At 71.8% G+C, this 25987-nt stretch carries 25 protein-coding genes and 1 tRNA gene; 17 read left to right on the forward strand and 9 right to left on the reverse strand.

The window, feature by feature from the left end:
* The first annotated feature begins 75 nt into the window (after positions 1-75).
* Entirely contained in the window at positions 76-933 is an 858-nt protein-coding gene (locus ACFVYF_RS26440; protein ID WP_389459238.1) for a fumarylacetoacetate hydrolase family protein, read from the forward strand.
* Positions 934-1028: 95 nt separating this feature from the next.
* Here the strand turns inward: ACFVYF_RS26440 and ACFVYF_RS26445 are convergent, their stop codons facing one another.
* Both ACFVYF_RS26445 and ACFVYF_RS26450 read right to left on the reverse strand, forming a co-directional pair.
* Complete coding sequence (locus ACFVYF_RS26445) at positions 1029-1505, reverse strand: heme-degrading domain-containing protein (protein ID WP_389459241.1); 477 nt, start codon at positions 1503-1505, stop codon at positions 1029-1031.
* Positions 1502-2596 carry a Gfo/Idh/MocA family oxidoreductase gene (locus ACFVYF_RS26450; RefSeq protein ID WP_389459243.1) on the reverse strand — a complete coding sequence of 365 codons (1095 nt, stop codon included), beginning with the start codon at positions 2594-2596 and terminating at the stop codon, positions 1502-1504. The genes ACFVYF_RS26445 and ACFVYF_RS26450 overlap by 4 nt, the downstream gene beginning before the upstream one ends.
* A gap of 299 nt (positions 2597-2895) precedes the next feature.
* Between ACFVYF_RS26450 and ACFVYF_RS26455 the strand changes: the two genes are divergently transcribed.
* The 6 genes from ACFVYF_RS26455 (at position 2896) to ACFVYF_RS26480 (ending at position 8948) form a co-directional block, all read left to right on the forward strand.
* The gene (locus ACFVYF_RS26455) at positions 2896-4035 is read left to right on the forward strand and encodes an ROK family protein (RefSeq protein WP_389459245.1); all 1140 of its coding nucleotides are present in this window, start codon (positions 2896-2898) and stop codon (positions 4033-4035) included.
* 358 nt (positions 4036-4393) lie between these two features.
* Positions 4394-5197 (forward strand): hypothetical protein, encoded by an 804-nt coding sequence (locus tag ACFVYF_RS26460; RefSeq protein ID WP_389459247.1) that lies wholly within the window; start codon positions 4394-4396, stop codon positions 5195-5197.
* Between the two features lie 154 nt (positions 5198-5351).
* Positions 5352-6131 (forward strand): HAD-IIA family hydrolase, encoded by a 780-nt coding sequence (locus ACFVYF_RS26465; protein ID WP_389459248.1) that lies wholly within the window; start codon positions 5352-5354, stop codon positions 6129-6131.
* A 201-nt stretch (positions 6132-6332) separates the two neighbouring features.
* Positions 6333-6893, forward strand: coding sequence for a hypothetical protein (locus tag ACFVYF_RS26470; protein ID WP_389459250.1), 561 nt, complete (start codon positions 6333-6335; stop codon positions 6891-6893).
* Between the two features lie 11 nt (positions 6894-6904).
* The gene (locus tag ACFVYF_RS26475; protein WP_389459252.1) at positions 6905-7570 is read left to right on the forward strand and encodes a class F sortase; all 666 of its coding nucleotides are present in this window, start codon (positions 6905-6907) and stop codon (positions 7568-7570) included.
* Between the two features lie 358 nt (positions 7571-7928).
* Positions 7929-8948, forward strand: coding sequence for a glycoside hydrolase family 6 protein (locus tag ACFVYF_RS26480; protein WP_389459254.1), 1020 nt, complete (start codon positions 7929-7931; stop codon positions 8946-8948).
* A 93-nt stretch (positions 8949-9041) separates the two neighbouring features.
* Here the strand turns inward: ACFVYF_RS26480 and ACFVYF_RS26485 are convergent, their stop codons facing one another.
* The 3 genes from ACFVYF_RS26485 to ACFVYF_RS26495 all read right to left on the reverse strand — a co-directional run bounded on the left by ACFVYF_RS26485 (position 9042) and on the right by ACFVYF_RS26495 (position 13536).
* Positions 9042-10979, reverse strand: a complete 1938-nt coding sequence (locus ACFVYF_RS26485) for a galactose oxidase-like domain-containing protein (RefSeq protein ID WP_389459255.1) — start codon at positions 10977-10979, stop codon at positions 9042-9044.
* Positions 10976-12919, reverse strand: coding sequence for a glycosyltransferase family 2 protein (locus ACFVYF_RS26490; protein ID WP_389459258.1), 1944 nt, complete (start codon positions 12917-12919; stop codon positions 10976-10978). Before ACFVYF_RS26490 ends, ACFVYF_RS26485 begins: the two co-directional genes overlap by 4 nt.
* Before the next feature lie 543 nt (positions 12920-13462).
* Positions 13463-13536: transfer RNA gene (locus ACFVYF_RS26495), tRNA-Lys, on the reverse strand.
* A gap of 189 nt (positions 13537-13725) precedes the next feature.
* Between ACFVYF_RS26495 and ACFVYF_RS26500 the strand changes: the two genes are divergently transcribed.
* From ACFVYF_RS26500 to ACFVYF_RS26540, 9 genes are all read left to right on the forward strand, one after another.
* Complete coding sequence (locus ACFVYF_RS26500; RefSeq protein WP_389459260.1) at positions 13726-15117, forward strand: peptidoglycan-binding protein; 1392 nt, start codon at positions 13726-13728, stop codon at positions 15115-15117.
* Between the two features lie 198 nt (positions 15118-15315).
* Positions 15316-16503, forward strand: coding sequence for an SPFH domain-containing protein (locus ACFVYF_RS26505; protein WP_389459262.1), 1188 nt, complete (start codon positions 15316-15318; stop codon positions 16501-16503).
* Positions 16504-16656: 153 nt separating this feature from the next.
* Entirely contained in the window at positions 16657-17274 is a 618-nt protein-coding gene (locus tag ACFVYF_RS26510; RefSeq protein WP_389459264.1) for a lytic polysaccharide monooxygenase, read from the forward strand.
* Positions 17275-17388: 114 nt separating this feature from the next.
* Positions 17389-17814, forward strand: coding sequence for a DUF3592 domain-containing protein (locus ACFVYF_RS26515; RefSeq protein ID WP_389459266.1), 426 nt, complete (start codon positions 17389-17391; stop codon positions 17812-17814).
* A gap of 102 nt (positions 17815-17916) precedes the next feature.
* Positions 17917-18360, forward strand: coding sequence for a DUF3592 domain-containing protein (locus tag ACFVYF_RS26520; RefSeq protein WP_389459268.1), 444 nt, complete (start codon positions 17917-17919; stop codon positions 18358-18360).
* Between the two features lie 49 nt (positions 18361-18409).
* Positions 18410-20119 carry an AMP-binding protein gene (locus tag ACFVYF_RS26525; RefSeq protein ID WP_389459270.1) on the forward strand — a complete coding sequence of 570 codons (1710 nt, stop codon included), beginning with the start codon at positions 18410-18412 and terminating at the stop codon, positions 20117-20119.
* A gap of 69 nt (positions 20120-20188) precedes the next feature.
* Complete coding sequence (locus ACFVYF_RS26530) at positions 20189-21412, forward strand: sensor histidine kinase (protein ID WP_389459271.1); 1224 nt, start codon at positions 20189-20191, stop codon at positions 21410-21412.
* The gene (locus ACFVYF_RS26535; RefSeq protein WP_389459273.1) at positions 21397-22050 is read left to right on the forward strand and encodes a response regulator transcription factor; all 654 of its coding nucleotides are present in this window, start codon (positions 21397-21399) and stop codon (positions 22048-22050) included. The genes ACFVYF_RS26530 and ACFVYF_RS26535 overlap by 16 nt, the downstream gene beginning before the upstream one ends.
* A gap of 134 nt (positions 22051-22184) precedes the next feature.
* Positions 22185-22652, forward strand: a complete 468-nt coding sequence (locus ACFVYF_RS26540) for a nuclear transport factor 2 family protein (RefSeq protein WP_389459275.1) — start codon at positions 22185-22187, stop codon at positions 22650-22652.
* A gap of 93 nt (positions 22653-22745) precedes the next feature.
* Here the strand turns inward: ACFVYF_RS26540 and ACFVYF_RS26545 are convergent, their stop codons facing one another.
* Genes ACFVYF_RS26545 through ACFVYF_RS26560 form a run of 4 tightly spaced genes read right to left on the reverse strand, consistent with a single transcriptional unit; the run spans position 22746 to position 25286 of the window.
* Complete coding sequence (locus tag ACFVYF_RS26545; protein ID WP_389459277.1) at positions 22746-22949, reverse strand: hypothetical protein; 204 nt, start codon at positions 22947-22949, stop codon at positions 22746-22748.
* A gap of 24 nt (positions 22950-22973) precedes the next feature.
* Positions 22974-23891 carry an MBL fold metallo-hydrolase gene (locus tag ACFVYF_RS26550; protein WP_389459278.1) on the reverse strand — a complete coding sequence of 306 codons (918 nt, stop codon included), beginning with the start codon at positions 23889-23891 and terminating at the stop codon, positions 22974-22976.
* Positions 23888-24448 carry a flavin reductase family protein gene (locus ACFVYF_RS26555; protein ID WP_389459280.1) on the reverse strand — a complete coding sequence of 187 codons (561 nt, stop codon included), beginning with the start codon at positions 24446-24448 and terminating at the stop codon, positions 23888-23890. Before ACFVYF_RS26555 ends, ACFVYF_RS26550 begins: the two co-directional genes overlap by 4 nt.
* A gap of 52 nt (positions 24449-24500) precedes the next feature.
* On the reverse strand, positions 24501-25286 hold the full coding sequence (locus ACFVYF_RS26560; protein ID WP_389459282.1) for an SDR family NAD(P)-dependent oxidoreductase: 786 nt from the start codon (positions 25284-25286) through the stop codon (positions 24501-24503).
* A gap of 184 nt (positions 25287-25470) precedes the next feature.
* Here ACFVYF_RS26560 and ACFVYF_RS26565 point away from each other — a divergent pair, with 184 nt between their 5' ends.
* Positions 25471-25956: an SRPBCC family protein gene (locus ACFVYF_RS26565; RefSeq protein WP_389459283.1), complete on the forward strand. Its 486-nt coding sequence runs from the start codon at positions 25471-25473 to the stop codon at positions 25954-25956.
* Positions 25957-25987: the final 31 nt, after the last annotated feature.

The raw sequence follows: 25987 nt of genomic DNA on the forward strand, positions 1-25987 counted from the left end.
AGCTTGGAGGATCGACCAGTCCTCCGATGGCTGCACCCGTCGGTCAGGACGCCGCGATCGAGGGAGACTGTGATCATGAAGCTGCTGCGAGTCGGTACGGCAGGGGCGGAGCGGCCGGCGCTGCTCGACGCCGACGGGACGCTCCGGGATCTGTCGGGCGTCGTCACGGACATCGACGGGCCGCTGCTCGCGGACACCGCGGCGCTCGGCGGGATCCGGTCCGCCGCCGACGCCGGTGAGCTGCCCGCGCTGGACGCCGACGGACTGCGCGTCGGACCCCCGCTGGCCGGGATCGGCAAGGTCGTGTGCATCGGCCTGAACTACCACGACCACGCGCGCGAGACCGGCGCCGAGCCGCCCGCCGAGCCGGTGATCTTCTTCAAGGCGGCGGACACGGTGGTCGGCCCGACCGACACGGTGCTCGTGCCGCGCAACTCGGTCAAGACGGACTGGGAGGTGGAGCTGGCGGTCGTGATCGGCCGTACGGCCCGCTATCTGGAGTCCCATGAGGAGGCGCTCGCGCACGTCGCGGGGTACGCGGTGGCGCACGACGTCTCCGAGCGCGAGTTCCAGATCGAGCGCGGCGGGACCTGGGACAAGGGCAAGAACTGCGAGACGTTCAACCCGCTGGGCCCCTGGCTGGTGACGGCAGACGAGGTACCCGACCCGCAGGCCCTCTCGCTCCGGCTCTGGGTCAACGGCGAGCTGAAGCAGGACGGTACGACGGCCGAGCAGATCTTCTCCGTCGCCGAAGTCGTCCGCTACGTAAGCCAGTTCATGACGCTCTACCCGGGCGACATCATCAACACCGGTACGCCCGCCGGGGTCGCCCTCGGGCAGCCCGAGCCCAAGCCGTATCTGCGCGCCGGGGACGTCGTGGAACTGGAGATCGAGGGGCTGGGGCGGCAGCGGCAGGAGTTCAAGCAGGCGTAGGCGCTCCGCTGGTTCACCAGGAAACTACGGCCGGGTCGGGGTTGGTCCGGATTCTTCGCCGGGTGCGGGTTTCGTTGTGGCTGGGCGCGTCGGCCTTACCCGGCGATGAAGCGCTCCAGGGCCTCCACCACCAGGGCGTGGTCCTCGATCTGGGGGAGGCCGGAGACCACCACCGTGCCGATGACGCCCGCGCCCTCGACGGCGATCGGGAACGCGCCGCCGTGCGCCGCGTACGCGTCGGGGTCGAGGCGGGAGGACTCCTCGAAGGTCGTGCCCTTGGCGCGGAAGCGGGAGCCGACCAGATACGAGGAGCAGCCGTAGCGCTCGACGACCCGGCGCTTGCGGTCGATCCAGGCGTCGTTGTCCGGGGTCGAGCCGGGCAGTGCCGCGTGGAAGAGCTGCTGGCCGCCGCGCCGGATGTCGACGGCGACGGGGGCGCTGCGCTCCCGGGCCAGCTCGACCAGGAGTGAACCGAGGGCCCACGCGTCGTCGTACGTGAAGTGCGGAAGCGTCAACCGGCGCTCCTGCTCCTCGAGTTCGGGGATCGTGGGCGGGGTGGTGGAGGTGCTCACAGGGACACCACCGCACCCGTGTCGGCGGAGCGGCGCGCGGCCTCCAGGACGTCGAGCGCGGCCGCGGCCTCCAGTGCGGTGACCGGGTTCGGGCCGCCGTCGCGGAGGGCGGCGGCCACCGCCTCGTAATAGGCGGGGTACGCGCCCGGCAGCGTCGGCTCGGGACGGCCGCCGCCGGTCAGCGGGGACTCGCCGGCGCCGACTTGGCCCCACAGCGCCTCGGGCTCGACACCCCAGTTCGCCGAGCTCCCGGGCCGCTTGCCGTCGCGGAGGTCCGCCTCCTGCGGGTCGAGGCCGTACTTCACATAGCCGGCCTCCGAGCCCAGCACCCGGAAGCGCGGGCCGAGTTGGGCGGTCGTGGCGGAGACGTAGAGGTGCGAGCGGACGCCGTTGGTGTGCGTGATCGCGATGAACGTGTCGTCGTCGGCCTCGGCGCCGGGGCGGCGTACGTCCGACTCGGCGTAGACCTGCGCGGCCGGGCCGAAGGCGACCAGGGCCTGGTCGACGACGTGGCTGCCGAGGTCGTAGAGAAGACCTCCGATCTCTGCCGGGTCGCCGGACTCGCGCCAGCCGCCCTTCGGCTGCGGACGCCAGCGCTCGAAGCGGGACTCGAAGCGGTACACGTCGCCGAGTTCACCCTCGGCGATGAGCCCCCGGAGGGTCAGGAAGTCGTTGTCCCAGCGGCGGTTCTGGAAGACCGAGAGCAGCAGGCCGCGCTCGTCCGCGAGGGCGGCGAGCTCGCGGGCCTCGGCCGCCGTGCCGGCGATCGGCTTGTCGACCACGACCGGGAGGCCGGCCTTGAGGGCGGCGGTGGCGATCGGGACATGCGTCTTGTTCGGGGACGCGATGACGATCAGGTCGAGCTCGTCGGCGCGCGGCCACAGGTCGTCGGGCGTCGCGGCGAACCGGATGCCGTCGCCGAACTCGGCCCGGGCCTGCGCCTGCCGCTCCGGGTTCGAGGTCACGACCGTGTCCAGGGCGAGGCCCTCGGTCGCGGCGATCAGCGGGGCGTGGAAGACGGAGCCCGCCAGGCCGTAGCCGACCAGGCCTACGCGGAGGGAGGTGCCGGGGTCAGAAGCAGTGCCAATCATGCCTCCACTTTCGCAACGCTGTTGCCAAAGTGCAAGCGCGGGGGACAATGGCGTACGTGAACAGGACGAACGCGGAGACGGGAGCGGGCGGGCCGGACCCGCGGGGCCGCGGTGCGGAGGCGGTAGTGGGCAGGCCTGGGGTGCCCGGCTGGGGTGGAGAGGCGGGAGTGGGCAGGCCTGAGGTGCGCTGTCGTGGTGCGGAGGCGGGAGTGCGCGGTCGTGGTGCGGAGGCGCGCGGTCGTGGTGCGGAGGCGGTTGTGGGCAGGCCAGGAGTGCCCGGTCGGGGTGAGGAGGCGCGGGTGAACAAGCCAGGAGTGCGCGGTCGTGGTGCGGAGGCGGGAGTGAACCTGCTGGCGCTGCGCAGCCACAACGGAGCGCTGGTGCTCGACCTGCTGCGCACGGCCGGGCCGGCCGGCATCAGCCGCCTCGAACTCGCCGAGCGCACCGGGCTCACCCCGCAGGCCGTCAGCAAGATCACTGCCCGGCTGCGGGCGGAGGGCCTGGCGGCCGAGGCGGGCCGTCGCGCGTCGACGGGCGGCAAGCCGCGCACGGTGCTGCGGCTGGTGCCGGAGGCCGGCCACGCCGTGGGGCTGCACCTCGACCGGGACGAGCTGACGGCGGTGCTGTGCGACCTCACGGGGGCGGTGGTCGCCCAGCGGCGGGCTCCGCTGGGCCTCGGGGCGGGGGCGGAGGCCGTCGTCGCGGGGGCCGCGAGGGAGGTGGAGGCCCTGCTGGCGGACGTGCCGGCGGCCGCCTCCGTACTCGGTGTGGGAGTGGCATTGCCCGGCCCGCTCGACCATGCCCACGGGGTGCTGCACCGGGTCACCGGGTTCCCCGAGTGGGACGGGTTCCCACTGCGGGACGCCCTGACGCGGCGGCTCGGGGTGCCGGTGGTCGTGGACAAGGACACCAACGCGGCCGCGCTCGGCCTCGCGCTCGGTCTCACGGTGGGCGGAGCGGTCGGGTCCGGCTACGGCTCCTTCGCGTATCTGCATCTCGGTACGGGGCTCGGGGCGGGCCTGGTGATCGGCGGGGCGGTGCACCGGGGGGCGCGGACGGGAGCCGGGGAGTTCGGGCACCAGGTCATCCAGCTGGACGGGCCCGTGTGCACCTGCGGCAACCGCGGCTGCGTCGAGGCGCTGTGCCTCGCCGCGGTGGCGGCCGGTGCGCTGGACGAGGCGGCGCGGGTCCTCGGCACGGGCGCCGCGAACCTCGCCGGGCTGCTCGACATCGACCTCGTCCTCCTCGGCGGCCGCACCGTCGCCGCCCATCCGGAGCCCTTCCTACGAGGGGTCGGGGCCGTCCTCGACGAACGCGCCCGGCGCGAGGGCCTGGACGCGGCGGTCCCGGTCCGCCTCGCCCCCGGCGAGGCCCGCGGCGTCGCGGAGGGCGCGGCCCAACTCTTCCTCGCGCCGCTGTTCGGGCGGGCGGAGGGGTGAGGTCGGCGGGGGTGAGCTGGGGGACGGGCTGAGGTTGGTTGGGGTGAGCCGCCGGACGGGCTGAGCTCGGCGGGGGTGAGCCGACGGACGGGCTGAGGGCCGCTTGGTCCTGGACCGCTGGAGCCCGGGAGGGGATGGGCTGTGGGTGGCCGGGAGCGGATGGGCTGCGGATGGCCATCCCCGGACCATGGATGGGCCGCGGATGGCCGTCCCCGGACCACCGCACGCCCGTGCTTCGTGGCACCGGGCGGGCACGTCCGCCGCCCGCGTCCGCTGCGCTGATCGAGGGGATCTGGGGCGCCGTCCGGGGTGTCTTGGGCGTGGCAGACCCGGAGGCGCGGTGTGTATGGCGGGTCATATGTTCATGCGACTGTGCACGTCCCTGTCCCTCGCCGTTGCCGCCGCAGCAGCCGTCACCTGCGGCCCCGCCCCGAACGCCGCCCAGGCCCACGCCGCCCAGGCCCACAGCTCCGCCCGCGACCGCCGGCCCACCTGTGCCACCCCCGGTGACCGGGCCTTCCCCCTCACCACCCGGGTTCACGGGGGGCCTGGGGCGTACGAACCCGGAGGCGGGGACGGGACCTGGTACATCGATCTCACCAACACCACCGCGCACCCCTGCGGGAACATCCACCCGGTCGTGCTCCTCGTCGACCGCAAGAGGGAGCTGCGGCCGGCGCAGGTGCGGCTGGAGTTCTACGAGGGGACGCGGCCGCATGCCGTGCCCTTCACGCGGACGGACGACGACGAGCTCGTGGGGGCCTTCGACGGCGGGTTCCCGGGATTCACCGTGGCGCCCGGCCGGACGCTCAGCGTGAAGGTACGGCTGACCGTCACCTCCGACGCCGCTGTCCCCAACGACATCGTGGCCAACGCGGCCGTCGTGCAGCGGCACAGCAACGACGGCGAATGGGTCGGCCAGTCGAACGACTACCGCTTCCGGATCGACGACGACCCGGACGCCCCCGCCACGGAGCCCGCGTCCGGCCACCCCACCGCGCCCGGCGACGGCGTACCCGACCGCACGTCGGCCGCGGACGAGCTCGCCAGCACCGGCCCCGGCGCACCGCACGGACTCGGAGTCGTCGTCGGGGGCCTGCTGCTCGCCGCGGGCGGCGTGCTCCTGGTGATCTCGCGCCGCGCGCTGCGCGGGCGCCGCTGAGGCGGGCGGATCCTGACCTGACCTCAGGTCCGGCCGCCCCGTCTGCGCCCATCCCCGTGGACTACCGGCCTCGAACAGGCGTCCGGAAGACCGTGACCGGCGGCTGATCGCTAGGCTGAGGCGCACGCAGCACCGCGTACGGCAGGAGAACGGCATGGCAGACCGCAAGCCCATCGAATCGTGGCTCACCGACATGGACGGTGTGCTCATCCACGAGGGCGTGCCGATCCCCGGCGCCGACGCCTTCATCAAGAAGCTGCGGGAGTCCGGGCGCCCCTTCCTGGTGCTGACCAACAACTCCATCTACACCGCCCGTGACCTGCACGCCAGGCTCCAGCGCATGGGCCTGGACGTGCCGGTCGAGAACATCTGGACCTCCGCCCTCGCCACCGCCAAGTTCCTGGAGGACCAGCGGCCCGGCGGCACGGCGTACGTCATCGGCGAGGCGGGCCTGACCACCGCCCTGCACGACATCGGGTACGTGCTCACCGACCACGAGCCGGACTACGTGGTGCTCGGCGAGACCCGCACGTACTCCTTCGAGGCCATGACGAAGGCGGTCCGGCTGATCAACGGCGGCGCCCGTTTCATCTGCACCAACCCGGACGAGACCGGCCCGTCGACGGAGGGCCCGCTGCCCGCCACCGGCGCGGTCGCCGCCCTGATCACCAAGGCGACCGGCAAGCAGCCGTACTTCGCCGGCAAGCCGAACCCGCTGATGATGCGGACCGGCCTGAACGCCATCGGGGCGCACTCCGAGACCAGCGCCATGATCGGCGACCGGATGGACACGGACGTGCTCGCCGGCCTCGAGGCCGGGATGGAGACCTTCCTGGTGCTCACCGGGCTCACCACGCCCGCCGAGATCGAGAAGTACCCCTACCGGCCCTCCTCGATCGTCGACTCGATCGCGGACCTGGTCGACCGCATCTGAGCCGATCGCGGACCCGGTCGGCCGGGTGCGAGGCGGTCGCGGGGCTCGTCGGCCGCGGCTGAACCGGATTCCGGGCCGGACCCGCGTTCCGGATTCCATGCGTCGGGCGGCGGGATTCCGCTCGAACGGAGCAGCGATTGCCCTCCCCGGGATGCGCGGGACGCCCGGCGGGAGGAGTCTCCAGGTGACTGGAGGTTCACGATGGGTTCACTGCGACTCACTCTCTGTGCCGGGGCGGTCCTCGCCGCCGCGCTCACTCCCGCGGCGTACGCCGCGCCCATGGCGTACGCGGCCGACGCGGCCGTCTCCGTCACCCCGTCCACCCCCGCCCCCGGCGGCGACATCTCGCTGCGGGCGACCGGCTGCCAGGGCAGGACGGGCACCGCGGCATCCCCGGCGTTCGTCTCGGACGCCCGGCTCACGGGCAAGGACGGCGCGCTCACCGGCGAGACCCGCGTCCGCTCCTCGCTGACGCCCGGCACCTATGACATCAAGGTCACCTGCGACGGCTTCGACGACAAGGTGAAGGGCACCTTCACGGTCGCCGACCGGGACGGGGCCGGCCATCCCGCCTCGTCCGCCCCGGCCTCGCCGGTGGCGCCCGTGCACGCGGGCGGCGGCGGCACCGCGTACTTCGCCTCGGTCGACACCCGGTCGACCGGCCCCGGTACCCGGCAGGCCGTGATCGGCCTGGTCCTCGCGAGCGCCGCCGCGGTGGCCGTAGCGGTGCGCAGCGCCCGCCGGGGCCGCGGCACCGAATAGGGGGACCCGCCATGTCCGACCGGGAGCGTTCCTCCGGCGCCGGGCGCCTGATGACGGGCGTCGCCTGGGCGGTACTGCTGCTCGGGCTGTGGCTCTGGGGCCGCGAGGTGACCGACGTACGGCACGGGATATCGGCGCCGGCCACGGGTGACGTGGCGGCGGTCGGCCGGCCGTGGGGCGTCGAACTGCCGCCCGCGCACAAGCCGTTGGGCCAGGCGCGGCCACAGCGCGTCGACATTCCGGCGATGGGGGTCCAGGCCCCGGTCGTGACCAGCGGCCTGGACGGGCAGGGGGCGATCGAGCCACCGCCCTACGACCAGGCGGGAGTGGTCGGCTGGTACGCGGCCGGCGCCCAGCCCGGCGCCGCCGGCACGGCCCTGTTCGTCGGTCACGTCGACACCGAGACCCGGCCCGCCGTCTTCTACAAGCTCAGCTCGGTGCGGCCCGGCGACACGGTCCGGGTGATCCGCGACGACGGCACGGTCGCCGAGTTCACCGTCGACGACGTGCAGGTCATCGCGCGTGACCGCTTCGACGCCCAACAGGCGTACGGGCCAAGGAAGTCGGGCCGGGCCGAACTGCGGCTGGTGACCTGCGGCGGCACCTTCGACCGGGCCAGTGGCTCGTACACGGCGAACGTGGTCGTGTCCGCGTACCTCACGGGCAGTGGACGCTGAGGCGTACCCGCCCGACGCGGTGACGGCCCACCTGACCCGGTCGGCGACCCGCTCCCCCCGGAGCCGCCGACCGGGCTGGTCCTCGACCGCGCTCGCTCGGGCTGCGGGAGTAGCCCGGCGACCGGCACGGGAGGTTCTTGGGGGGTACGTCCGAACCTCGCGCATGAGGTCACAGGCCAGGGTCTGGGGCCGTATGAGACGACTCTAGAACGGACGGGCGTCCCGGCCTAGAAGAGAGTCGGACAGCCGGCGCCCGGGGGCTGTAACAGCTCTCCGACAAGGATCGGGCGACCTCGTGGGCGAGGCGTCGCGTATGTCAGGATTGGGCCTTCGGACAGTACAGCCAAGGGGGAGTTGGATGTACGGCGGCAGGCAGGCCGGGGCACGCGCGTCCGTGGCGGTGGCGGGGGCGGCACTGCTGCTCGCGGGGTGTTTCTCCACCGGGGACGGGGGCGACAAGAACGAGGGATCCGGCTCCAGGATCACCCAGCAGCCCAAGGGCACGGACCCGTACTGGGTCAACCCGGACGGCAACGCGGCGGAGCAGGTCGCCGCGTACGAGAAGTCGGGGAAGAAGGACGACGCGCGGCAGATCCGCAAGATCGCCGAGCAGCCGACCGGCGAGTGGATCGGCCCGGAGAACCCGGAACAGGAGGCGCGCGGCTTCACCGAGGCGGCCGAGAAGGCCGACCGGTCCGCCCTTCTCGTCCTCTACAACATCCCGCACCGCGACTGCGGCCAGTTCTCCCAGGGCGGCGCCGCCGACGGCGACGCCTACCGGAGCTGGATCGACGGGGTCGCCCGGGGCATCGGGGACCGGTCCGCCACGGTCGTCCTGGAACCCGACGCGATCCTGCACCTGGTCAACCAGTGCACCCCGGACGAGTTCCACGAGGAGCGCTACGACCTTCTCAAGGGCGCCGTCACCACGCTCACTTCGCTGAAGAACACCAAGGTCTACCTGGACGCGGGCAACGCGGGCTGGGGTCACCCCGACCAGATCTTCCAGCCGCTCCAGCGGGCCGGTGTCGACGGAGCCGACGGCTTCGCGGTCAACGTCTCCAACTTCTACTCGACCCGGGAATCCATCGCCTACGGCAGGCAGTTGTCCGCGAAGATCGGCGACAAGCACTTCGTGATCGACACCAGCCGCAACGGCAACGGACCGTATACGGGCGGCAAGGCGGACGAGAACTGGTGCAATCCGCCGGGGCGTGCGCTGGGGGAGGCGCCGGCCACGAAGACCGACGACCCCCTCGTCGACGCGTACCTCTGGGTCAAGCGCCCCGGCGAATCGGACGGCACCTGCAAGGGCGGCCCCAAGGCCGGCCAGTGGTGGCCTGCCTACGCCCTGAAGCTGGCCAAGGCCTCCGACTGACGGCAGTGCTCCCGCGCCCCACCCGGGGCGCGGGGAACTGCGCGACCAGCCCCACGCACCCGCAGTCAAAATGGGCGGACCAGCAGCGGAGTGCTAAGTCACCTTCACCCACTGCGCCTTGGAAGGCGTCCCCTGGTCGTCCGTGACGAAGAGCATGTACCACCCGGACTCCACGAGATTCCGGTTCTTCGGGATCGTCACCGTGATCCCGTCCTTCGTCCTCGTGAGGTCCAGCGCGATGGACCGCTGATCGGTGTCGGTGACATGCGTGGACGCGCTCGGCCGGATCAGCCGGGCCGTCCTCAGCGACGAGGCGTGCGCCGACGTGAACGTCGCCGAGCCGCCGCGCGCGACGGTCTTCGGGCCGCCGGAGAGCGAGGGCCGCGCATCGCGGTAGAGGTAGGGCGGGGTGTAGATCTCGATCCGCTGCTCGAACGTACCGGGCTTGGTGTTGGCCCTGTCCGCGTAGAGCGAGTCGGAACCGAAGAACATCACCCGGCCGTCCGGCAGCAGGATCGACCCCGAGTGGTAGTTGCGTCCCACCAGCGGGTCGGCGACCCGGTCGAAGGTGTTGCTCCGCCCGTCGTAGATCCGGGCCTGGAGGATGTCGGAGTCGCCGCGTCCGCGGTAGTCCTCGGAGCCGCCGGACACCAGCACGGTGTCGTCGGGCAGGATCGAGTACTGCGGATAGCGGGTGCCCTTCTCCAGCTCGGGCCCGTCCGTGAACTCCGGCTTCCGGTCCAGCAGGTCGACGAGCCGGGTCCGCTTGCTGGACCTGGCCGACTCACCGACCCCACCGCCCCCGATGACCAGGTACTTCTCGTCCTGCGCGGGCGGCAGCAGTACCGTGCCCGAGGTCTCGAGCAGTTTCGGGTCGCTCATCCCGGGGACCTTGGTGAACTCGTTGGTCGCCAGGTCCCAGACACCGGGTTCACGGCCCACGTCGTCCGGTCCGTAGCCGGCGTTCGACCCCGAGTAGAACAGCTTGCCGTTCTGCATCAGGGTGATCGCCGGATAGGTCGGGAACTGCCGGACGCCCTTTGTGTACGTCCACTTCCTGGTCGCCGGGTCGAAGACCTCGTTCTTGCCCGGCACCAGCTGGCCGATCTCGTCGAGGCCGGAGAGGCTGAGGACCTTGCCGTCCGACAGCGTGGTGAGGGTCGGGTACCAGCGGGCCTCGTTCATCGGGTCGACCTTGATGTACTTCTCGGCGACCGGGTCGAACTCGAAGGCGTCGCGGATCCCCTGGAAGTCCTTCTTGTCGAGGGCGAGCTTCTGCGCGATGCCGTAGGTGTTGCGGGCCTCGGATCCGGTCAGACCCTGGATCCGGTAGTTGTCCTGGGTGCCCGTCTCGTACTTCTTGCCGCTCCGCTGCGCCTCGACGTAGATCCGGCCGAGGCCCGGGTCGTTGCGCAGGAACCTGCCGGTCGCCTTGTCGAAGACCTTCTTCGCCCGGGGCACGAGCACCGGGTCCTTCGACACGAACGTCCGGCCGTTCTCCTTGCCGGTGAACCGGGTGCCGGCGGGCAGGGTGACGGGCCGGTCCGGGTTCTCGTTGTGGACGATCATCAGGCCGCCGGCCTTGGTGACATCACCCTTCAGCTTCTCGTACCGCTTGGTGCCGCCGGCGATCAGCAGATTTCCGTTGGCGAGCTGGGTGTGCCCCGTGCAGAACAGGTCCTTGGGCGTCGGCACCGTCTTGACGGTCCCCTTGACCGGGTCCCAGATCCGGGTGTCGAACTTCTTCGCGTCGAAGTTGTCCTGGTTGTTGCCCGATCCCGCGATCAGCAGGACCTTGCCGGTGTGCAACAGGGCCGCGTGGATGGTGTTCAGCCGCAGTTCCTCGGGGAACTCGACGACGTCCCAGTGCCCGTTGTCGGCTTTGTACTCGGGTCTGTTGATCTTGTACTCGTGGTACCGCTCGGTTCCGAAGCGGTAGAGCCACGGCCCGTTCATCCCGGCGAGGGCGAGCACCACCGCCGCGCCCACCGCCAGCCGACGGGCGCGGCGGTGGCCGGCTCGGTCGTTCATTTCTTACGTCCCCCCAGGGCGATCTTCATGGTCTGGTCGCCGCTTGCCTGACCCGCCGGGCCGCCCTGACCGCCCTGCGCCGCGGCCCAAGTGGGCCGGTGCTGCGGCGAGTGCGGGGCAGGTACGGCGTCCTGCGGTTCCGGCGCCGCCGGCTTCCGCTTCTCCTGCCGCAGCGTCCAGCGCCAGGCGAAGACCGGCGAGGCGGTGATCAGCAGGGCGACGGAGGCCCAGGTGAGCATGGCCGGGTGGGAGTGGCCGTAGAGGAAGGAGGCCGCCATCGAACCGGCGAAGACCAGAACGAAGAACAGATGGATCCGGAAGGTCCCGAACAACGTGTCCGGGCTGGCCGAATCCCCCTTGGGAGTCACCACGAACTTGCTCTTGCGGCGCAGTACGGCGTCCATCAGCGAGCGGGCGTAGATCGGCGCCGACAGCGCGGACATCACCATGCCGGCCACCCCGCCGGAGCCCTCGGGCTCGTGCGGGGAGACGTTGTGCCGGCGGTTCCAGATGTACAGGCCGATCTGCAGCGCCGAGGCGTTGCCGTACAGCATCAGCCAGATGGTCGGGTCGATGTTCACACCCGAGGCGCCCATGCCCAGGAACAGCGCACAACTCAGCGCCGCGAGGATCCAGTTGAGGGCCGACATCGGGTAGAAGATGATCATCATCGTGTAGTTGAAGAACCGGCCGGGAGGCAGTGTGAAGAGGCCCTTCCAGTACTGCTTGAGGATCGTCTCGTAGGTGCCTCTGGACCAGCGCAGCTGCTGGGTGAAGAAGTCCGTCCAGGCGTTGGGCCCCTCGCCGACCGCGAGCACGTCGGGCGTGTAGACCGAGCGCCATCTCCGGCCGGTGGCCGGGTTCTTGGCGCGGTGGATCTCGAAGCCGGTCGCCATGTCCTCGGTGATCGAGTCGTACAGACCGCCGATCTGCTTCAGCGTCCTGATGCGTACGGCGTTGGAGGTGCCGACGAACATCGGGGAGCCGTAGAAGTTGCCCGCGCGCTGGATCAGGGCGTGGAAGAGGAACTGCTGCGACTCGGCGGCCTTGGTGACGAAGGAGTTGTAGTTGCCGTACACCTGTGGGCCGATGACGAAGCCGACGTCCGGGTCACGGAAGAAGCCGAGCATCCGCTCCAGGTAGTTGGGCAGCGGCACATGGTCGGTGTCGACCGAGGCGAAGTAGTCGTAGTCGTCGCCGTGGGCTTCCAGCCAGGCGTTGTAGTTGCCGTGCTTGGTCTTCGCGCGGTGCGGACCCTTGGGCTGGTTCCAGCGCGCGACCCCCTTGCGGGAGAAGTGGTGCACACCGAGGCGCGCGCAGACCGCCTTCACGCCGGGGTCGTCGCCCTCGTCGAGGAGCCAGACGTGCAGAAGGCCCCGGTGCCGCAGCCTGACGGCCGCCTCCAGGGTCTTCGTCACCATCTCCAGCGGTTCCTTGCCCGGCACGAACGAGGTGAGGAAGGCGACTCTCGTGCCGGTCTCGGGCACCACCGGGACCGGGTCCCGGGCGACCAGGGTCGCGTGCGCGTTCGACAGTACGTTCATGCAGCGGAAGAACTCGATCAGACCGATCGAGACCAGCATCACGATGTCGAGCGCCGGCAGGAAGTCGTAGGCCGGGTAGTCGCGTTGTGTCCAGTGGTCGGGCTGCAGCAGCCAGCCCAGCAGGACCAGGGAGAGCAGCGGGGCCGCCCCCAGCATCAGCGCGGCCCGCAGCCGGTGCGGCTCCTGCGAGAGCAGGGAGCGGTACTGCACCTTGTACGGCTTGCCCGGGTCGGGCTGTGTGAGGGGCCCGGCGAGCCGGCTGTAGTGCTCGTAGTCGTATCTCGGAAGTGTCTTCTTGACTCTGCGGAATCCGCCGGTCCGATGGGCCGGCACTCTCAGCTGGGTCGTCTCTGACGGGTCGAAGTCCTGTCGGGCGCCCGTCGGCGTCGACGTCATGAGTCATTCCCCCCGCACGCACGGTGAGGTGCGTGGTCGTCGGTTCTGTATCGCCCGCTCGGGTCCCCCTCGACCGTCCCGGACGCATCAGTGGCAGGCCACCGTCACCACGTCTTCCACGCCTGTACGGACATGGAACGACGGCCTTCCGGTTGCAGAATGCCCCCCTCGGCATCGGTTCATGAGCGGGGCCTGTGGCCCCACCGCGGCGCAACCGGTTCGCTCCCCCAACTGCCGTGTACCGACAGTCCCTTGAAGCCCAGGGTTCTATGCCGTTCGGCATGATCGCAAGGGACGAAACGCGCTGTTTACCGGTCATACATCGCTGAATGGGACGTGTGTGCGAAAAGGGCCTTCGTTGACGCGGGGGGCGCGTCGGGTTCCAGGGGTGCGGGGCGTGAGGCCGGCGCGCTGGTTGAGGGGCCCTGCCGGGCCGAGGGGTGTGGGTGGCGAAGCCCTCACCGCGCGCGGCGAAGCCGCGCGGGAACGACGATGGCGAGACCGGTTCGCGCTGTCCGCGAACCTGCCTCGCCATCACCATCGTGCGCCGCCAGGGACTCGAACCCCGGACCCGCTGATTAAGAGTCAGCTGCTCTAACCAACTGAGCTAGCGGCGCGCGCTGACCTGGAGAACTCTACCCGATTCCGGCCGGTGGTCCGGACTGCCGGAGAGCCCGGCGGGCCGGGGTGCGCGACGGGGCCCGTACATCATTCGGACCGTCAACATGCGACAACGGATGACAGTTGAGAAACTGACGATCGTGCAGAAATGCGGACATTTCGATCTGGAGTGTGAGGGCAGTCGCATGGGGACTCCGGTCTTCGAGGAAATCGCCCCGGCGAGCAACTGCGACTGCCCCGGCTGTGTTCACTGGCGGAGCCGCGGGGGCCTGCCCGCGCGGGCACGCCCGGGCGCGGAGGAACCCCGGGCGCCGCTGTCCGGTCCGGTCACCCGTCCGGCGGCGCGAGGGGCGCTCGCGCTGGCCGCCGCGGCGGGTGCCGTGCTCGGCGGAGGCCACCCGGCGCCGGCCCTCGCCGCCACCCACGGGCCGGTTAGGCCGGGCATTCCCGCAGGTGACGAGCCCGATACCCCGCAGGGTGGCAAGGCCCCCCTGCACGGCCCGTCCGGGAGGCCGGTGGAAGGGCCCGGCAAACCCGCGGCCGCGGCCAAGGCGCCCGCCACCACCCGGGCCGAGATCATCAACCGGGCCAAGAAGTGGGTCGCCGCCCAGGTGCCGTACAGCATGAGCGACTACTGGTCGGACGGTTACCGGCAGGACTGCTCGGGCTTCGTGTCGATGGCCTGGAACCTCGACGGCAACGAGTGGACGGGCAGCCTCGACACCTACAGCGTACGGATCACCAAGGAGCAGCTGGAGCCCGGGGACATCCTGCTCTTCCACAATCCCTCGAACCCCGAGGACGGCTCGCACGTGGTCATCTTCGGCGGCTGGACGGACTACACGCACTCGTCCTACATCGCGTACGAACAGACCCGCCCGCACACCCGCAAGCAGGCCACTCCCTACGGCTACTGGAGCAACTCGGACCGCTATCTGCCCTACCGCTACAAGGGGCTGAGCGACGGCGGCACGGTCACGGCCGTGCCGCTGCCGGGCGGGAAGGATGACAAGGACGACAAGGGTGAGAAGGGGACCCGCTACCCCGGGTCCTGGTACTTCGGTCCGGGTGCCGACAACTCCTCCGTCACCCAGCTGGGCCGGCTCCTCGTGGAGCGGGGCGCGGCCCGGTTCTACTCGACGGGCCCCGGGCCGCGCTGGTCGGACGCGGACCGGCGGGCCACCCAGGCCTTCCAGCAGGCCCAGGGCTGGAGCGGGGCGGACGCGGACGGCCTGCCGGGGCCGACGACGTGGTCGTACCTGGTGGAGAAGAAGGGCCGGGACATTCCGGCGGCCGGGAGCCCCGGGTCCAAGGGGTCGGGCGTCTCCTCGCACGGGGTGGCCGGCTATCCGGGGCGCGCGATGTTCCGGCCGGGAGCGGACAACGCGTATGTCACGCGGCTCGGCAAGCAGCTGGTCAAGAAGGGGTTCGGCAAGTACTACACGCAGGGTCCGGGGTCGCGCTGGGGCGAGGCGGACCGGCGCAACGTCGAGGCGTTCCAGCGGTCCCAGGGCTGGCGGGGCGGCGCGGCGGACGGCTATCCGGGACCGGAGACCTGGCGGCGACTCTTCTCCTGACGCATCGAGGCACCGACGCATCGAGGCACCGACGCATCGAGGCACCGACGCATCGAGGCGCCGGTGTGCTTGTGCCGGGTCCGGGTGCACCGGTGTTCCGGCGCAGTTCGTGGCACCGGCGTGCTGAGCAGTTCGTGACACCGGCGTTCCGACGCAGCTCGTGACAACACTTCCAGGCGCGGAGGCATGGAGGCAGGTATGACTACGACGACTTCACACACCCCGGAGTCCGAAGGGGCGCCCTCCGGGCCACCCCCGGACGCAGCCCCGGAGACGGCCCCTCGGTCCGCCCGGGTCATCCACAACGAGGCGACCACCGAGATCCCCGTCCACCTGCTCTTCCGGGACGACCCCGTCCCGTTCTCCGTGCCGGTCGCGCCCGCCGTCGTGGGGCGGCGGCGCGGTACGGGGGAGCAGCCGCGGGTCCGGCGTCCCGCCCCGGTGCGGACCCGGCCGGTCCCGGAGGTCGATCCCGAACTGGCCGAGCGTCCGGCGCGGGTGCTGCCGGGAGCGGCCGGTGTGCTGGCCGGAGCCTGCGGGGTGGCCGGCTGCGTGCTCACCTCCTGGTGGGCGGGGGTGCTGCCGCCGACCGTGACGCGGGCGCTCGAACTGCCGGTGTTCGCCGCCGGGCTCGGCCCCGCCCAGTGGGCCGCGTACGCGGGAGCCGGGGCCCTCGGCCTGTTCGGCTTCGGCGGGCTCGCCCGGGGCCGGGCCGGGCGGGCCTGGGTGCTCGGGCTCTTCGGCCGCTACCGGGGAACGGTCCGGCGCACCGGCCTGATGTGGGTCAATCCGCTGGTGCTGCGCCGCCGGGTCGACGTACGGCTCCGGCACTGGCGCAGCGAGCCGATGGCGGCGGTCGACGCGAACGGGGTCGCGCTGCGGGTCGTCGTGCTCGTGGTCTGGCGGGTCAGGGACACCGCGCGCGCCACGCTCGGCGTCGAGGACCACCAGACGTATCTGCGCGAATGCGTGGAGGCGGCGCTGGCCCGGGTGCTCTCGCAGCTGCCGGCCGATGTGCCGACGGGCGTGCGGGGGGTGCTCGGCAAGGACGGGCCGACACTGCGCAACACCGAGGCGGTCGGCGACGCGCTGACCCGGACGGTGGCCGCGGACACGGCGCCGGTGGGCCTCGAGGTGTTCTCGGCGCAGCCGATCCGGATCGAGTACGCCCCCGAGGTCGCGGACCGGATGCAGCGACGCCGGATCGCGGCGCTCGACGCCCAGCACCGCGACACCGTGCTCACCTCCGTCGTCGACTCGGTCGAGGACACGGTGACCCGGCTGACCATGCGCGGTCTGGTCGAACTCGACGACTACGAACGCAAGGCGCTGGTGAAGGACCTGACGGTGGCCTTCTGCACGGGCCGCAGCGGCGACGGCGCGTGAGGGGCCGTCAGGGGCTTGGGCGTCGTACAGAACTGGCTAGCTGATTGGTATGGACATGTTCAACTCCTGGCAATAATCTGAGACTTGGTCTAGACCTGAAGAAACGCGCGCACAGCTCACGGAACTTCCCCACGCACTCCTGGAGCGGCAGCCATGCGCATACGCACGACCAAGAAAGCGAAGTGGTACGCGGCCGCCCTCGGCCTGACCACCGCCGGAGCCTTCGTGCTCTCGGCCGGCGGCGCGAGCGGCCACGGCTACACCGACCTGCCCATCAGCCGGCAGAAGCTGTGCCAGAACGGCACAGTGACCAACTGCGGCAACATCCAGTGGGAGCCGCAGAGTGTCGAGGGCCCGAAGGGGTTCCCCGGCGCGGGGCCCGCCGACGGCCAGATCTGCTCGGCGAACCACACCGAATTCGGTCAGCTGAACAGTCCGACGAAGCCGGACGGCGGCGCCTGGCCGACGACCAAGGTCACCGGCGGCCAGAGCTACACCTTCCGGTGGCAGTTCACGGCCAGTCACGCCACGACCGACTTCAAGTACTACCTCACCAAGCAGGGCTGGAACGCGAACCATGCGCTGACCCGCGCGGACCTGAACACCACGCCGTTCCTCACCGTCCCCTACAACAACGCGCGCCCGCCGTCGACGCTCTCGCACAGCGGCACGATCCCCACGGGCCGGACCGGTCACCACGTCATCCTCGCCGTGTGGACGATCGCCGACACGGCGAACGCCTTCTACTCCTGCGCGGACGTCACCTTCTGATCCACGCTCGGGTGTCCCGGCCCGAACGGGCTCGGGTAGGGTCCGCGTGCGCCGTGACCGACTCCGGTCGGCACGGCGCACGCGGGTCCTTCTTCGAGCACGGGGGTGCACTCCATGGATGCAGTCTTCGACCTACTCATGCCGCTGATCATCGTCGGCATGCTCTGGGCCGCCTACGCCATCGTCCGCAGGACCAAGGAGCGGCAGGAGGCCTGGGAGAGCGGGCTCAGCGCGCGGGCGCGGGTGGTGCGGGCGTGGGTGCGGGTCCAGATGGTCAACAACATGCCCCGGCGCATCCAGTTCCACCAGTACGACTTCACCACGAGCGACGGCCGCGCCGTCCGCTTCGAGGAGTCCGGCGGCCCCGCGAGCCGCGTCGTCGGCGACGAGACCCTCGTCTACTACACGCCGGACCGGCCCGACAAGGCGACCGCGTCCGAGCCCCAGGCGGGCAAGGACATGGCCGTGACGGCGATCTGGCTGATCCTCATCGGCGTGGGCGTCGCCGTCATCATCAACGCGATGGTGCAGTACGGCTGAATCATGTTCTGAGCATCCCTTGAGGCGCGCGCCCTCGCGGCACGGGTAGGTTCCCTGCACGTCGGCAGTCTCCGGCGGTGCAGCGGACTTCGGGGGAACACCATGGATGCCTTTTTCTACGTCGTGCCGAGCCTGATGATCGCCATGGTCCTCCTGGCCGCGGCCAGGGTGGTCAGGCGCTCGCTGCGCCTGAGGAGCGCCTGGAACAGCGGGCTCACGGCCGAGGCGCGCTGTCTGCGGACGTACACGACGACGCGGGGCGGCGGCGACAGCGCCGTGCGCACGACACTGCACCACGTGTACGAGTTCACCACGCGTGAGGGCCGGCCGGTGCGCATGGAGGAGGCGGGCGGGCCGTCGACCGTCATCGAGGGCGACATCGTCACCGTGCACTACACGGCCGAGCACCCCGAGCTGGCCACCGCCCACGCCCCGGCGCGCGGCAAGATGGCCGCGGGCACGGTCGGCCTCCTGGTCTTCTTCGCCGTGTTCATCGCCTTCTGTGTCGGCTTCATGGTCACGTACCACCAGACCTTCTCGGCGTGACCTCTCTCGCTCTCCACATCTGACGGTATGTCAGTTACCGTGCGCCCCCATGGGGTCCATGAGGGGTACCGTCGCGGAGCTCGTGCGGGAGCGGTGGGACGACCACCGGCCGGGGCTGTGGTTCGAGGGGCGGACGCTGAGCCACCACCGGGTGGCGGCCGGCGCGGCGGCGCGGGCGGCGCTGCTGGCCGACCTGCTGCCGCCGGGCGCGGAGCCGCACGTCGGCGTGCTGCTCGACAACACCCCTGAATACCCGATGTGGTTGAGTGCGGCCGCGCTGGCCGGGGCGGCCGTCGCCGGCATCAACCCCACGCGCCGCGGCCCCGAACTGGCCCGCGACATCCGCCACACCGACTGCCGCGTCCTGGTCACCGAACGAGTCCACCTGCCGCTCCTCGACGGACTCGAACTCCCGGGCGTACGCGTCCTGGTGACCGACACCGACGCGTACGCCGAACTGCTGTCCTCGTACGAGGGCCTGCGGCCGGACGCCTCGTCGGCCACCGCGTCCGACCGACTGCTGCTCTACTTCACCTCCGGTTCCACCGGCGCCCCCAAGGCGGCGATCTGCACCCAGGGGCGCCTGGCGGCCGCCGGCCGCTCGCTGGTCGACCACTTCGGGGTGCGCCGGGACGATGTCCACTACATCTGCATGCCGATGTTCCACGGCAACGCGGTGATCGCCGACTGGGCGCCCGCGCTCGCGGCGGGCGCCGGCATCGCGCTGCGCCGGCGCTTCTCGGCGTCGGGATTCCTGGCGGACGTCCGGGCCTGCCGGGCCACGTACTTCACCTATGTCGGGCGGGCCGTCCAGTACCTCCTGGCGACCCCGGCCCGGCCCGACGACCGCGACCACGCGCTGCGCCTCGGCTTCGGCACGGAGGCGGGCGCGGTCGACGCGGCGGCCTTCCAGCGGCGCTTCGGGGTGCGGCTCGTGGAGGGCTACGGCTCCTCGGAGGGCGGGGCGGCGATCCAGTGGACCCCCGGGACCCCGTCGGGCGCCATCGGCCGGGCGGCCCCCGGTGACGACCTCGCGGTGGTCGACCCGGCCACCCGCCGGGAGTGCCCGCCGGCGGAGTTCACCGACGCGGGCCGGCTGCTCAACGGCTCCGAAGCCATAGGGGAGTTGGTGAACCGGGGCCCCAACCCCTTCGAGGGGTACTGGCGCAACCCGGAGGCGGAGGCGGCCCGGCAGCGCGACGACGGCTACTGGACCGGAGACCTCTTCTACCGTGACACGGACGGTTTCCTGTACTTCGCCGGCCGCACGGACGACAGGCTGCGCGTCGACAGCGAGAACCTGGCCGCCGCGGTGATCGAGAGCATCCTCGCCCGCCACCGCCACGCGGCGGCCGTCGCGGTGTACGCGGTGCCGGACCCGGTGGCCGGCGACCAGGTGATGGCGACGCTCGCCCTGCACCGCGGCCCCGCGTCCTTCGATCCGCTCGCCTTCGCCGAATTCCTGCTGTCCCAGCCGGACTTGGGGACCAAGATGGCCCCACGGTTCCTGCGCATCGTGGAGCGGATGCCGGTCACCGCGACCAACAAGATCCATCGGGTACGGCTGCGGCGCGAAGGCTTCCGCTGCGCCGACCCGGTGTGGTGGCGGCCGCCCGGGGAGAGCGCCTACCGCAGGCTGCGGGAAGCGGATGTGCGGGAGCTGACGGCTCAGTACCGGGCGCGCGGGCGGGAGCACCTGCTGCCGGCGGACGGGGACGCGGCTCAGGGGCGAGGCACGGCCCAGGGGCCCGGAAGGTAGGGCTGGACCTACCCCGGAAGACCCCCTGGCCGTATGGCCCGCGTCCGCGGTGCCGCCTACGGTGGGCGCATGATCAGCGGCCTTCGGCGGTACCCCTTCCGTGCGCTCGCCCATCTCGTCACGGGCGTGCTCATCGGCGCCCCGCTGCTCGTCGGACTGCTGGTACTCGGGGTCGCCGGCGCCGTACTGACGCCCGTGCTCGTGGGGCTGCCGCTGCTGGTGATGCTCGCGCTGTCCGGCATACCCGTCGGGGCCCTGGAGCGTCGCCGGCTGCGGCTCGTCGATCCGGTGCCGCCCGCTGATCCCCACCGCGTCCCGGACGCGCCGGGCCTCGCCGCCTGGACCCGGCTGCGGCTGACCGAGCAGGCGACCTGGCGCGAACTGGCGTATGCCGTACTGCTCGCGCTCGTCCTGTGGCCGCTCGATCTGCTGGTGCTGGCGGCCGTGCTCGGTCTGCCCGGAGCGCTGCTCGGGGCGCCCCTGCAACTCGCCCTCACCGGCGGCGACACCCGGATCGCCAAGCTGTGGCTGATCGACACCTACCCGCAGGCGGCCGGCTGCGCGATCGCCGGTGCCGTACTCCTGCCCCTGCTCCTGTGGCCCCTCGGTCTGTACGCCCGGGCCCGCGTCGCCCTGCCCCGGCTGCTGCTCGCTCCGCGCGCCACCGAGCTGCGGCTGGCCGAGGTCACCGAGTCGCGGGCCCGGCTGGTGGCCGCGTTCGAGGCGGAGCGGCGCCGGATCGAGCGGGATCTGCACGACGGGGCGCAGCAGCGGCTGGTGGCGCTGAGCATGCACCTGGGACTCGCGCGCCTCGACGCGCCGCCCCGGCTGGCCGCGCGGCTCGCGGCCGCACACGCGGAGGCGGACCAAGTTCTGGGGGAGCTACGGGAGTTGATCCACGGTATTCATCCGCAGGTGCTCGCGGACTATGGGCTCGGTGACGCGATCGCCGACGCCGCGGACCGGTCCGCCGTCCCCGTGGAGGTGGACACGGAACTGCCGCGGTTCGCCGAACCCGTCGAGTCGGCCGCGTACTTCGCGGTGCGGGAGGCGCTCGCCAACGTGGGCCGGCACAGCGGCGCGGGGCGGGCGTGGATCAACGGGCGGTACGGCGCCGGACGGTTGCGGATCGAGGTGCGGGACGACGGGTGCGGGGGAGCGGAGCCCGGCCGGGGTTCCGGGCTCGCCGGGCTTGCCGACCGGCTCGCGGTTCTCGATGGGACACTGACCGTCACGAGCCCGGCCGGCGGGCCGACCGCCGTCCACCTGGAGATCCCGTGCCTGCCCAGCTGAGAGTGGTGCTCGCCGAGGACGGGGTCCTGTTGCGTGAGGGACTCGTGGGACTGCTGGCCCGGTTCGGGCACGAGGTCGTCGCGGCGGTCGGCGACGCGGACGGGCTGCGCGCGGCGGTCTCCTCCTGCCGCCCCGATCTCGTCGTCACCGACGTCCGGATGCCGCCCGGCTTCCAGGACGAGGGGCTGCGCGCGGCCGTGGCCCTGCGCGCGGCCGACCCCGCCCTGCCGGTCCTCGTACTGAGCCAGTACGTCCAGCGCGCGTACGCCGCCGAGCTGCTCGACACCGGGGACGGCACCGGCGTCGGCTATCTGCTCAAGGACCGGATCGGCCAGGTCGAACAGTTCACCGAGGCGGTGGAGCGGGTCGCCGCGGGCGGCACGGTCGTCGACCCGGAGGTCGTACGGCAGCTGCTGCGGCGCCGGCGTGATCCGCTCGCGGCGCTGACGCCCCGCGAGCGGGAGGTGCTCGCGCTGGTCGCGGAGGGCAAGTCGAACGGCGCGATCGCCCGCGACCTGGTCGTCACCGAGGCCGCCGTCGGCAAGCACATCGGCAACATCCTCGGAAAGCTCGGCCTGCCCCCGGCGGAGGACACCCACCGGCGGGTACTGGCGGTGCTGGCCTATCTCCGGGGCTGAGGCCGGCCCGCCTCCGGGGGCCCGGCGGGAGAGCCGCGGCTGACCGGTTCTCCAGCGGGCCTGGAGCGGTGGCGGGCAGCGTGGTCGGCAGTCGTGCCGCCGGTCCGGTGGCCGTCGCCACGAAGGGAGTCGCCGTGTCCCAGGCGGTCCAGGAAACGTACAAGAAGGTGTCCGGGGAGGTCTTCGCCGAGGTCCAGACGTTCTACGCCTGGCAGATGCGCCGCGTCGACGCTCTGGACATCGAGGGGTTCGCCGCCACCTTCACCGAGGACGGCGAGGTCGTGCACGCGGGCGGGGCCGTGCAGCGCGGGCGCGAGCAGATGCTCGCGGGGATGCGGGCCGCGCTGCCTCGCTACCGCGACATCGCCGTACGGCACTGGTTCGACCATCTGCTGATCGAGACCGACCCGGCCGACGAGGACACCCTGCGGGTCTCGTACTACTCGCTCGTCACGCAGACCGACCGCGAGGGCAACGTCGCCTTCGAGCCGACGTTCACCGTCGAGGACGAACTGGTCCGCCAGGACGGTGTGTTGTTCACCAGGCGCCGGGTCATCCACCGCGACACCCCGGTGGCGCCCCCCGGCGGTGCCGCCGGCTGAGTCCTTCGCCCATGGGCGAGCGTCTCGTGCGCGCGGAAGGGGCCCTGAGTGATTCAGGGCCCCTTCCGCGCGCTCGAGACGAGCCGGCACCCGTCAGTCGATGCCCCGGCAGATGTGCGGTTCACTTCCGTCGTCGTCCACGTCCCCGGCCAGCAGCAGTGGCGGGGGGCCGTGCAGAGGGGACGGCAGGTGGGGGAAGTCCGCCTCCACGGACGCTGGTTGAGCGTGGGGCCGCGGTTCCGCGACGGGGGGCCGGTCTCCCGTCGGCAGCAGCCGTTCCAGCTCCATCGTCGTCATGGGCCTCTCCTCATTCCTCGTGGGTCATGCGTGACAAGCAGGCGGTCCTCCGTTGAACGCGACCATCTCCTTGAAGGACGTCAACACGTCGAGGCGTGCACCCGGCGCCAGGCCCTGCTGCTCGGCGTAGGCCCGGTGCAGATTCCCGACCAGGCGCTCGGCGTCGACCAGGGCCGCGAACTCCCCCAGGTCGGCACGCCGTGCCGCCTCCAGCGGGGTGAGGTCGTCTTTCAGTCCCTCGACGGTCAGCCGCTGCAGCAGACGCAGATACGCCTCCGTGAAGTCGAGCAGCTCCGGCCCGCCGACGGGGCCGTGACCCGGCACCACCGTGCGCGGCTCCAGCGCGCGCAGCCGCTCCAGGGCGCGCAGTGAACCGGTCACCGAGCCCATCAGGATGTACGGGGTGACGCCCGACCACACGACGTCGCCGGCGAACAGCACCGAGCGGTCCGGGACCCAGGCCACCACGTCGGTCTCGGTGTGCGCGGGGCCGACCTGGATCAGCTCGACGCGGGGACCACCCGTGTGCAGGGTGAGCCCGTCGCGGAAGGTGAGCGACGGCAGGGTCAGGGGCGTCTCGCCCCAGGCGACCTGAGGCCACAACTGCCTTAGGTGCAGGCCTGATTCGGCGCTGTCCGCGCGGGTCTGCTCGTGCGCGACGACCACCGCGCGCGGCGTGAACTGCCCGTTGCCGAAGGTGTGGTCACCGTGGAAGTGCGTGTTGACCACGAAGTCGACGCCGCCGGGCGCGACGTCCTCGACCGCCGCGCGCAGCCGCCGGGCGCGGCTCTCCGTGGCGGCCGTGTCGACGAGGACCACGCGCTCGGCGCCCACGACGAGGCCCGCGTTGTTCACGCACCACCCGCCACCCGGCTGCACGTACGCGTACACGTCGTCCGCCAGCGGCTCCAGCGAGGGCGGGGTCAGGACCGGGGCGCTCATGCGGCCCTGCCCTGGCTGGCCGACTCCGGCTGCGCCGGGCCGATTCGGGCGTATCCGCCGCGGTGGAAGAGGAGTGGGTCGGGGGCGCCCGCACAGTCGTGCAGGGCGATGACGCGGCCGATGAGCAGGACGTGGTCGCCCGCCTCGTGCTCGTCGTACAGTTCGCACTCGAAGGACGCCTCGGCCGAGGGAATCACCGCGTGGCCGAGGTCGCCCTCGACCGCACCGGTCCGCAGCATCGCGGCTTGCCCCTCGGGACGCTCGTGGCGGCAGAACTCCTCGGCGAGCGGCCGCTGCGCCTCGCTGAGCACGTTCACGGCGAACCCGCCGCCGCGCCGCACGCGCGGCAGTATCCGGGCATCGGTTCTGACCGAGACGAGGAGCAGCGTGGGGTTCAGGGACACCGAGGTCAGACTGTTCACGGTCGTCACGACCGTGTCGTCGCCGCTGCCCTGGGTGAGCAGGGTGACCCCGGTGGGGAAACGGCCCATCGCGGCACGGTAGGCCGCGAGGTCGGGAGTGGGTTCGGCGAGCAGCGCGCCACCCGTGTCGGTCATCGTGGTGCTCCGTCTCTCGTACGTAGCGGAATCAGGGCGGAATCGACGGGTGTCAGTAGTTGCCCAGGCCGCCGCAGACGTTGAGCGCCTGCGCGGTGATGGAGGCCGCGGTGTCCGAGGCCAGATAGCCGACCAGGCCCGCCACCTCCTCCGGGGTCGAGTAACGCCCCAGCGGGATCTTGGCGTTGAACTTCACCTGGATGTCCTGCTCGCTGACGCCGTAGTGGTTGGCGTAGCCCTGTCGTACGCGCTGGGCCATCGGCGTCTCGACATAGCCGGGGCACACCGCGTTCACCGTGATGCCCGTCGGGGCCAGCTCCTTGCCCACGGCCTTGGTGAAGCCGATGACGCCGTGCTTGGACGCCGAGTACGGGGCGGCGAGCTCCACCCCCTGCTTGCCGCCGGTGGACGCGATGTTGATGATGCGCCCCCAGTCGCCGTCCCGCATCAGGCCGGTGCTCAGGACCTCGCGGGTCACCCGGAACGTGCCGTTGAGGTTGGTGTCGATCACGTCGAGCCACAGGGAGTCCTCGAGCTCGGCGGTGACGCCGCCACCGCCCCGGCCCGCGTTGTTGACCAGGATGTCGATCCGCCCGTACGCGGCCACCGCCGCCTGGACCGCGGCCTTGATCTGCTCGCCCGACGTCACGTCGCAGACCGTGCCGGAGACCTCCAGGCCCTCCTCGCGCAGCTGCTTCACCACCGTGCGTACGCTCTCCTCGCCGCGTGCCACGCCGAACACCGCCACACCTTGGCGGGCGAGCAGTTCGGTCACGGCGAGGCCGATCCCGCTGGTCGCGCCGGTGACGAAGGCGACCCGTCGTCCCGCGTCTGTCATCGTGCTCTCCGTTCGGTCGAGGGTGTCTGGAATGGGCTCGACCGTGACCGCGTCGCCTAGCGCGTCACTCGCCTCCCGCCGGAGCGGCAGCGGTCCGGCCCCTCCGAGCCGGGCTCGACCCCCGGTCGAGCCGGACGGGTCAGCGTGAGGCGTCCTGTGCAGACGACTGGCGAGGAGGGCCGCCGTGCCCGAGCAGACGCAGACCATCCACGACGTACGGAAGTCGGTGACGGTGGCGGCCACGCCCGCCGACTGCTTCCGCGTGTTCACCGAGCACCCGGGTGAGTGGTGGCCGGACTCCCACGTCCTGGTGAAGAAGGAGCGGGCGGGCCTCGCCTTCGAGCCGGGGGCCGGCGGCCGCTACTACGAATGGGACGTGGACGGCACCGAGATCGACTGGGGCCGGGTCCTCGAATGGGAGCCGGGCCGCCGGCTCGTCATGACCTGGCGGATCGACGGCAACTGGCAGTCCGTCCCCGATGACGAGCGGGCCAGTGAGATCGAGGTGGACTTCGTACCCGTCGACGCGGCGCACACCACGGTGTCCCTCGCGCACGTCAAGCTCCACAAGCACGGAGAGGGCGCCGAGCGGATCTTCCGTGCCCTGGACGGGGCGAGCCCGGGGGAGACGCTGGATCTCTTCGCCAAGGCGGTCGCGCGGGGGGTCTGAGCCCTCACGGTGCGGATGTCCTGAGCCGGGT

Source organism: Streptomyces sp. NPDC058274 (assembly GCF_042881375.1).
In the GTDB taxonomy this organism is placed as follows: domain Bacteria; phylum Actinomycetota; class Actinomycetes; order Streptomycetales; family Streptomycetaceae; genus Streptomyces.

What these genes read in the sequence shown, in the direction of transcription:
- ACFVYF_RS26440 (WP_389459238.1), top strand. Translation starts at nt 76, where the DNA reads ATGAAGCTGCTGCGAGTCGGTACGGCAGGGGCGGAGCGGCCGGCGCTG.
- ACFVYF_RS26450 (WP_389459243.1), bottom strand. Translation starts at nt 2,596, where the DNA reads ATGATTGGCACTGCTTCTGACCCCGGCACCTCCCTCCGCGTAGGCCTG.
- ACFVYF_RS26460 (WP_389459247.1), top strand. Translation starts at nt 4,394, where the DNA reads ATGTTCATGCGACTGTGCACGTCCCTGTCCCTCGCCGTTGCCGCCGCA.
- ACFVYF_RS26465 (WP_389459248.1), top strand. Translation starts at nt 5,352, where the DNA reads ATGGCAGACCGCAAGCCCATCGAATCGTGGCTCACCGACATGGACGGT.
- ACFVYF_RS26470 (WP_389459250.1), top strand. Translation starts at nt 6,333, where the DNA reads ATGGGTTCACTGCGACTCACTCTCTGTGCCGGGGCGGTCCTCGCCGCC.
- ACFVYF_RS26475 (WP_389459252.1), top strand. Translation starts at nt 6,905, where the DNA reads ATGTCCGACCGGGAGCGTTCCTCCGGCGCCGGGCGCCTGATGACGGGC.
- ACFVYF_RS26480 (WP_389459254.1), top strand. Translation starts at nt 7,929, where the DNA reads ATGTACGGCGGCAGGCAGGCCGGGGCACGCGCGTCCGTGGCGGTGGCG.
- ACFVYF_RS26485 (WP_389459255.1), bottom strand. Translation starts at nt 10,979, where the DNA reads ATGAACGACCGAGCCGGCCACCGCCGCGCCCGTCGGCTGGCGGTGGGC.
- ACFVYF_RS26490 (WP_389459258.1), bottom strand. Translation starts at nt 12,919, where the DNA reads ATGACGTCGACGCCGACGGGCGCCCGACAGGACTTCGACCCGTCAGAG.
- ACFVYF_RS26500 (WP_389459260.1), top strand. Translation starts at nt 13,726, where the DNA reads ATGGGGACTCCGGTCTTCGAGGAAATCGCCCCGGCGAGCAACTGCGAC.
- ACFVYF_RS26505 (WP_389459262.1), top strand. Translation starts at nt 15,316, where the DNA reads ATGACTACGACGACTTCACACACCCCGGAGTCCGAAGGGGCGCCCTCC.
- ACFVYF_RS26510 (WP_389459264.1), top strand. Translation starts at nt 16,657, where the DNA reads ATGCGCATACGCACGACCAAGAAAGCGAAGTGGTACGCGGCCGCCCTC.
- ACFVYF_RS26515 (WP_389459266.1), top strand. Translation starts at nt 17,389, where the DNA reads ATGGATGCAGTCTTCGACCTACTCATGCCGCTGATCATCGTCGGCATG.
- ACFVYF_RS26520 (WP_389459268.1), top strand. Translation starts at nt 17,917, where the DNA reads ATGGATGCCTTTTTCTACGTCGTGCCGAGCCTGATGATCGCCATGGTC.
- ACFVYF_RS26525 (WP_389459270.1), top strand. Translation starts at nt 18,410, where the DNA reads ATGGGGTCCATGAGGGGTACCGTCGCGGAGCTCGTGCGGGAGCGGTGG.
- ACFVYF_RS26530 (WP_389459271.1), top strand. Translation starts at nt 20,189, where the DNA reads ATGATCAGCGGCCTTCGGCGGTACCCCTTCCGTGCGCTCGCCCATCTC.
- ACFVYF_RS26545 (WP_389459277.1), bottom strand. Translation starts at nt 22,949, where the DNA reads ATGACGACGATGGAGCTGGAACGGCTGCTGCCGACGGGAGACCGGCCC.
- ACFVYF_RS26550 (WP_389459278.1), bottom strand. Translation starts at nt 23,891, where the DNA reads ATGAGCGCCCCGGTCCTGACCCCGCCCTCGCTGGAGCCGCTGGCGGAC.
- ACFVYF_RS26555 (WP_389459280.1), bottom strand. Translation starts at nt 24,448, where the DNA reads ATGACCGACACGGGTGGCGCGCTGCTCGCCGAACCCACTCCCGACCTC.
- ACFVYF_RS26560 (WP_389459282.1), bottom strand. Translation starts at nt 25,286, where the DNA reads ATGACAGACGCGGGACGACGGGTCGCCTTCGTCACCGGCGCGACCAGC.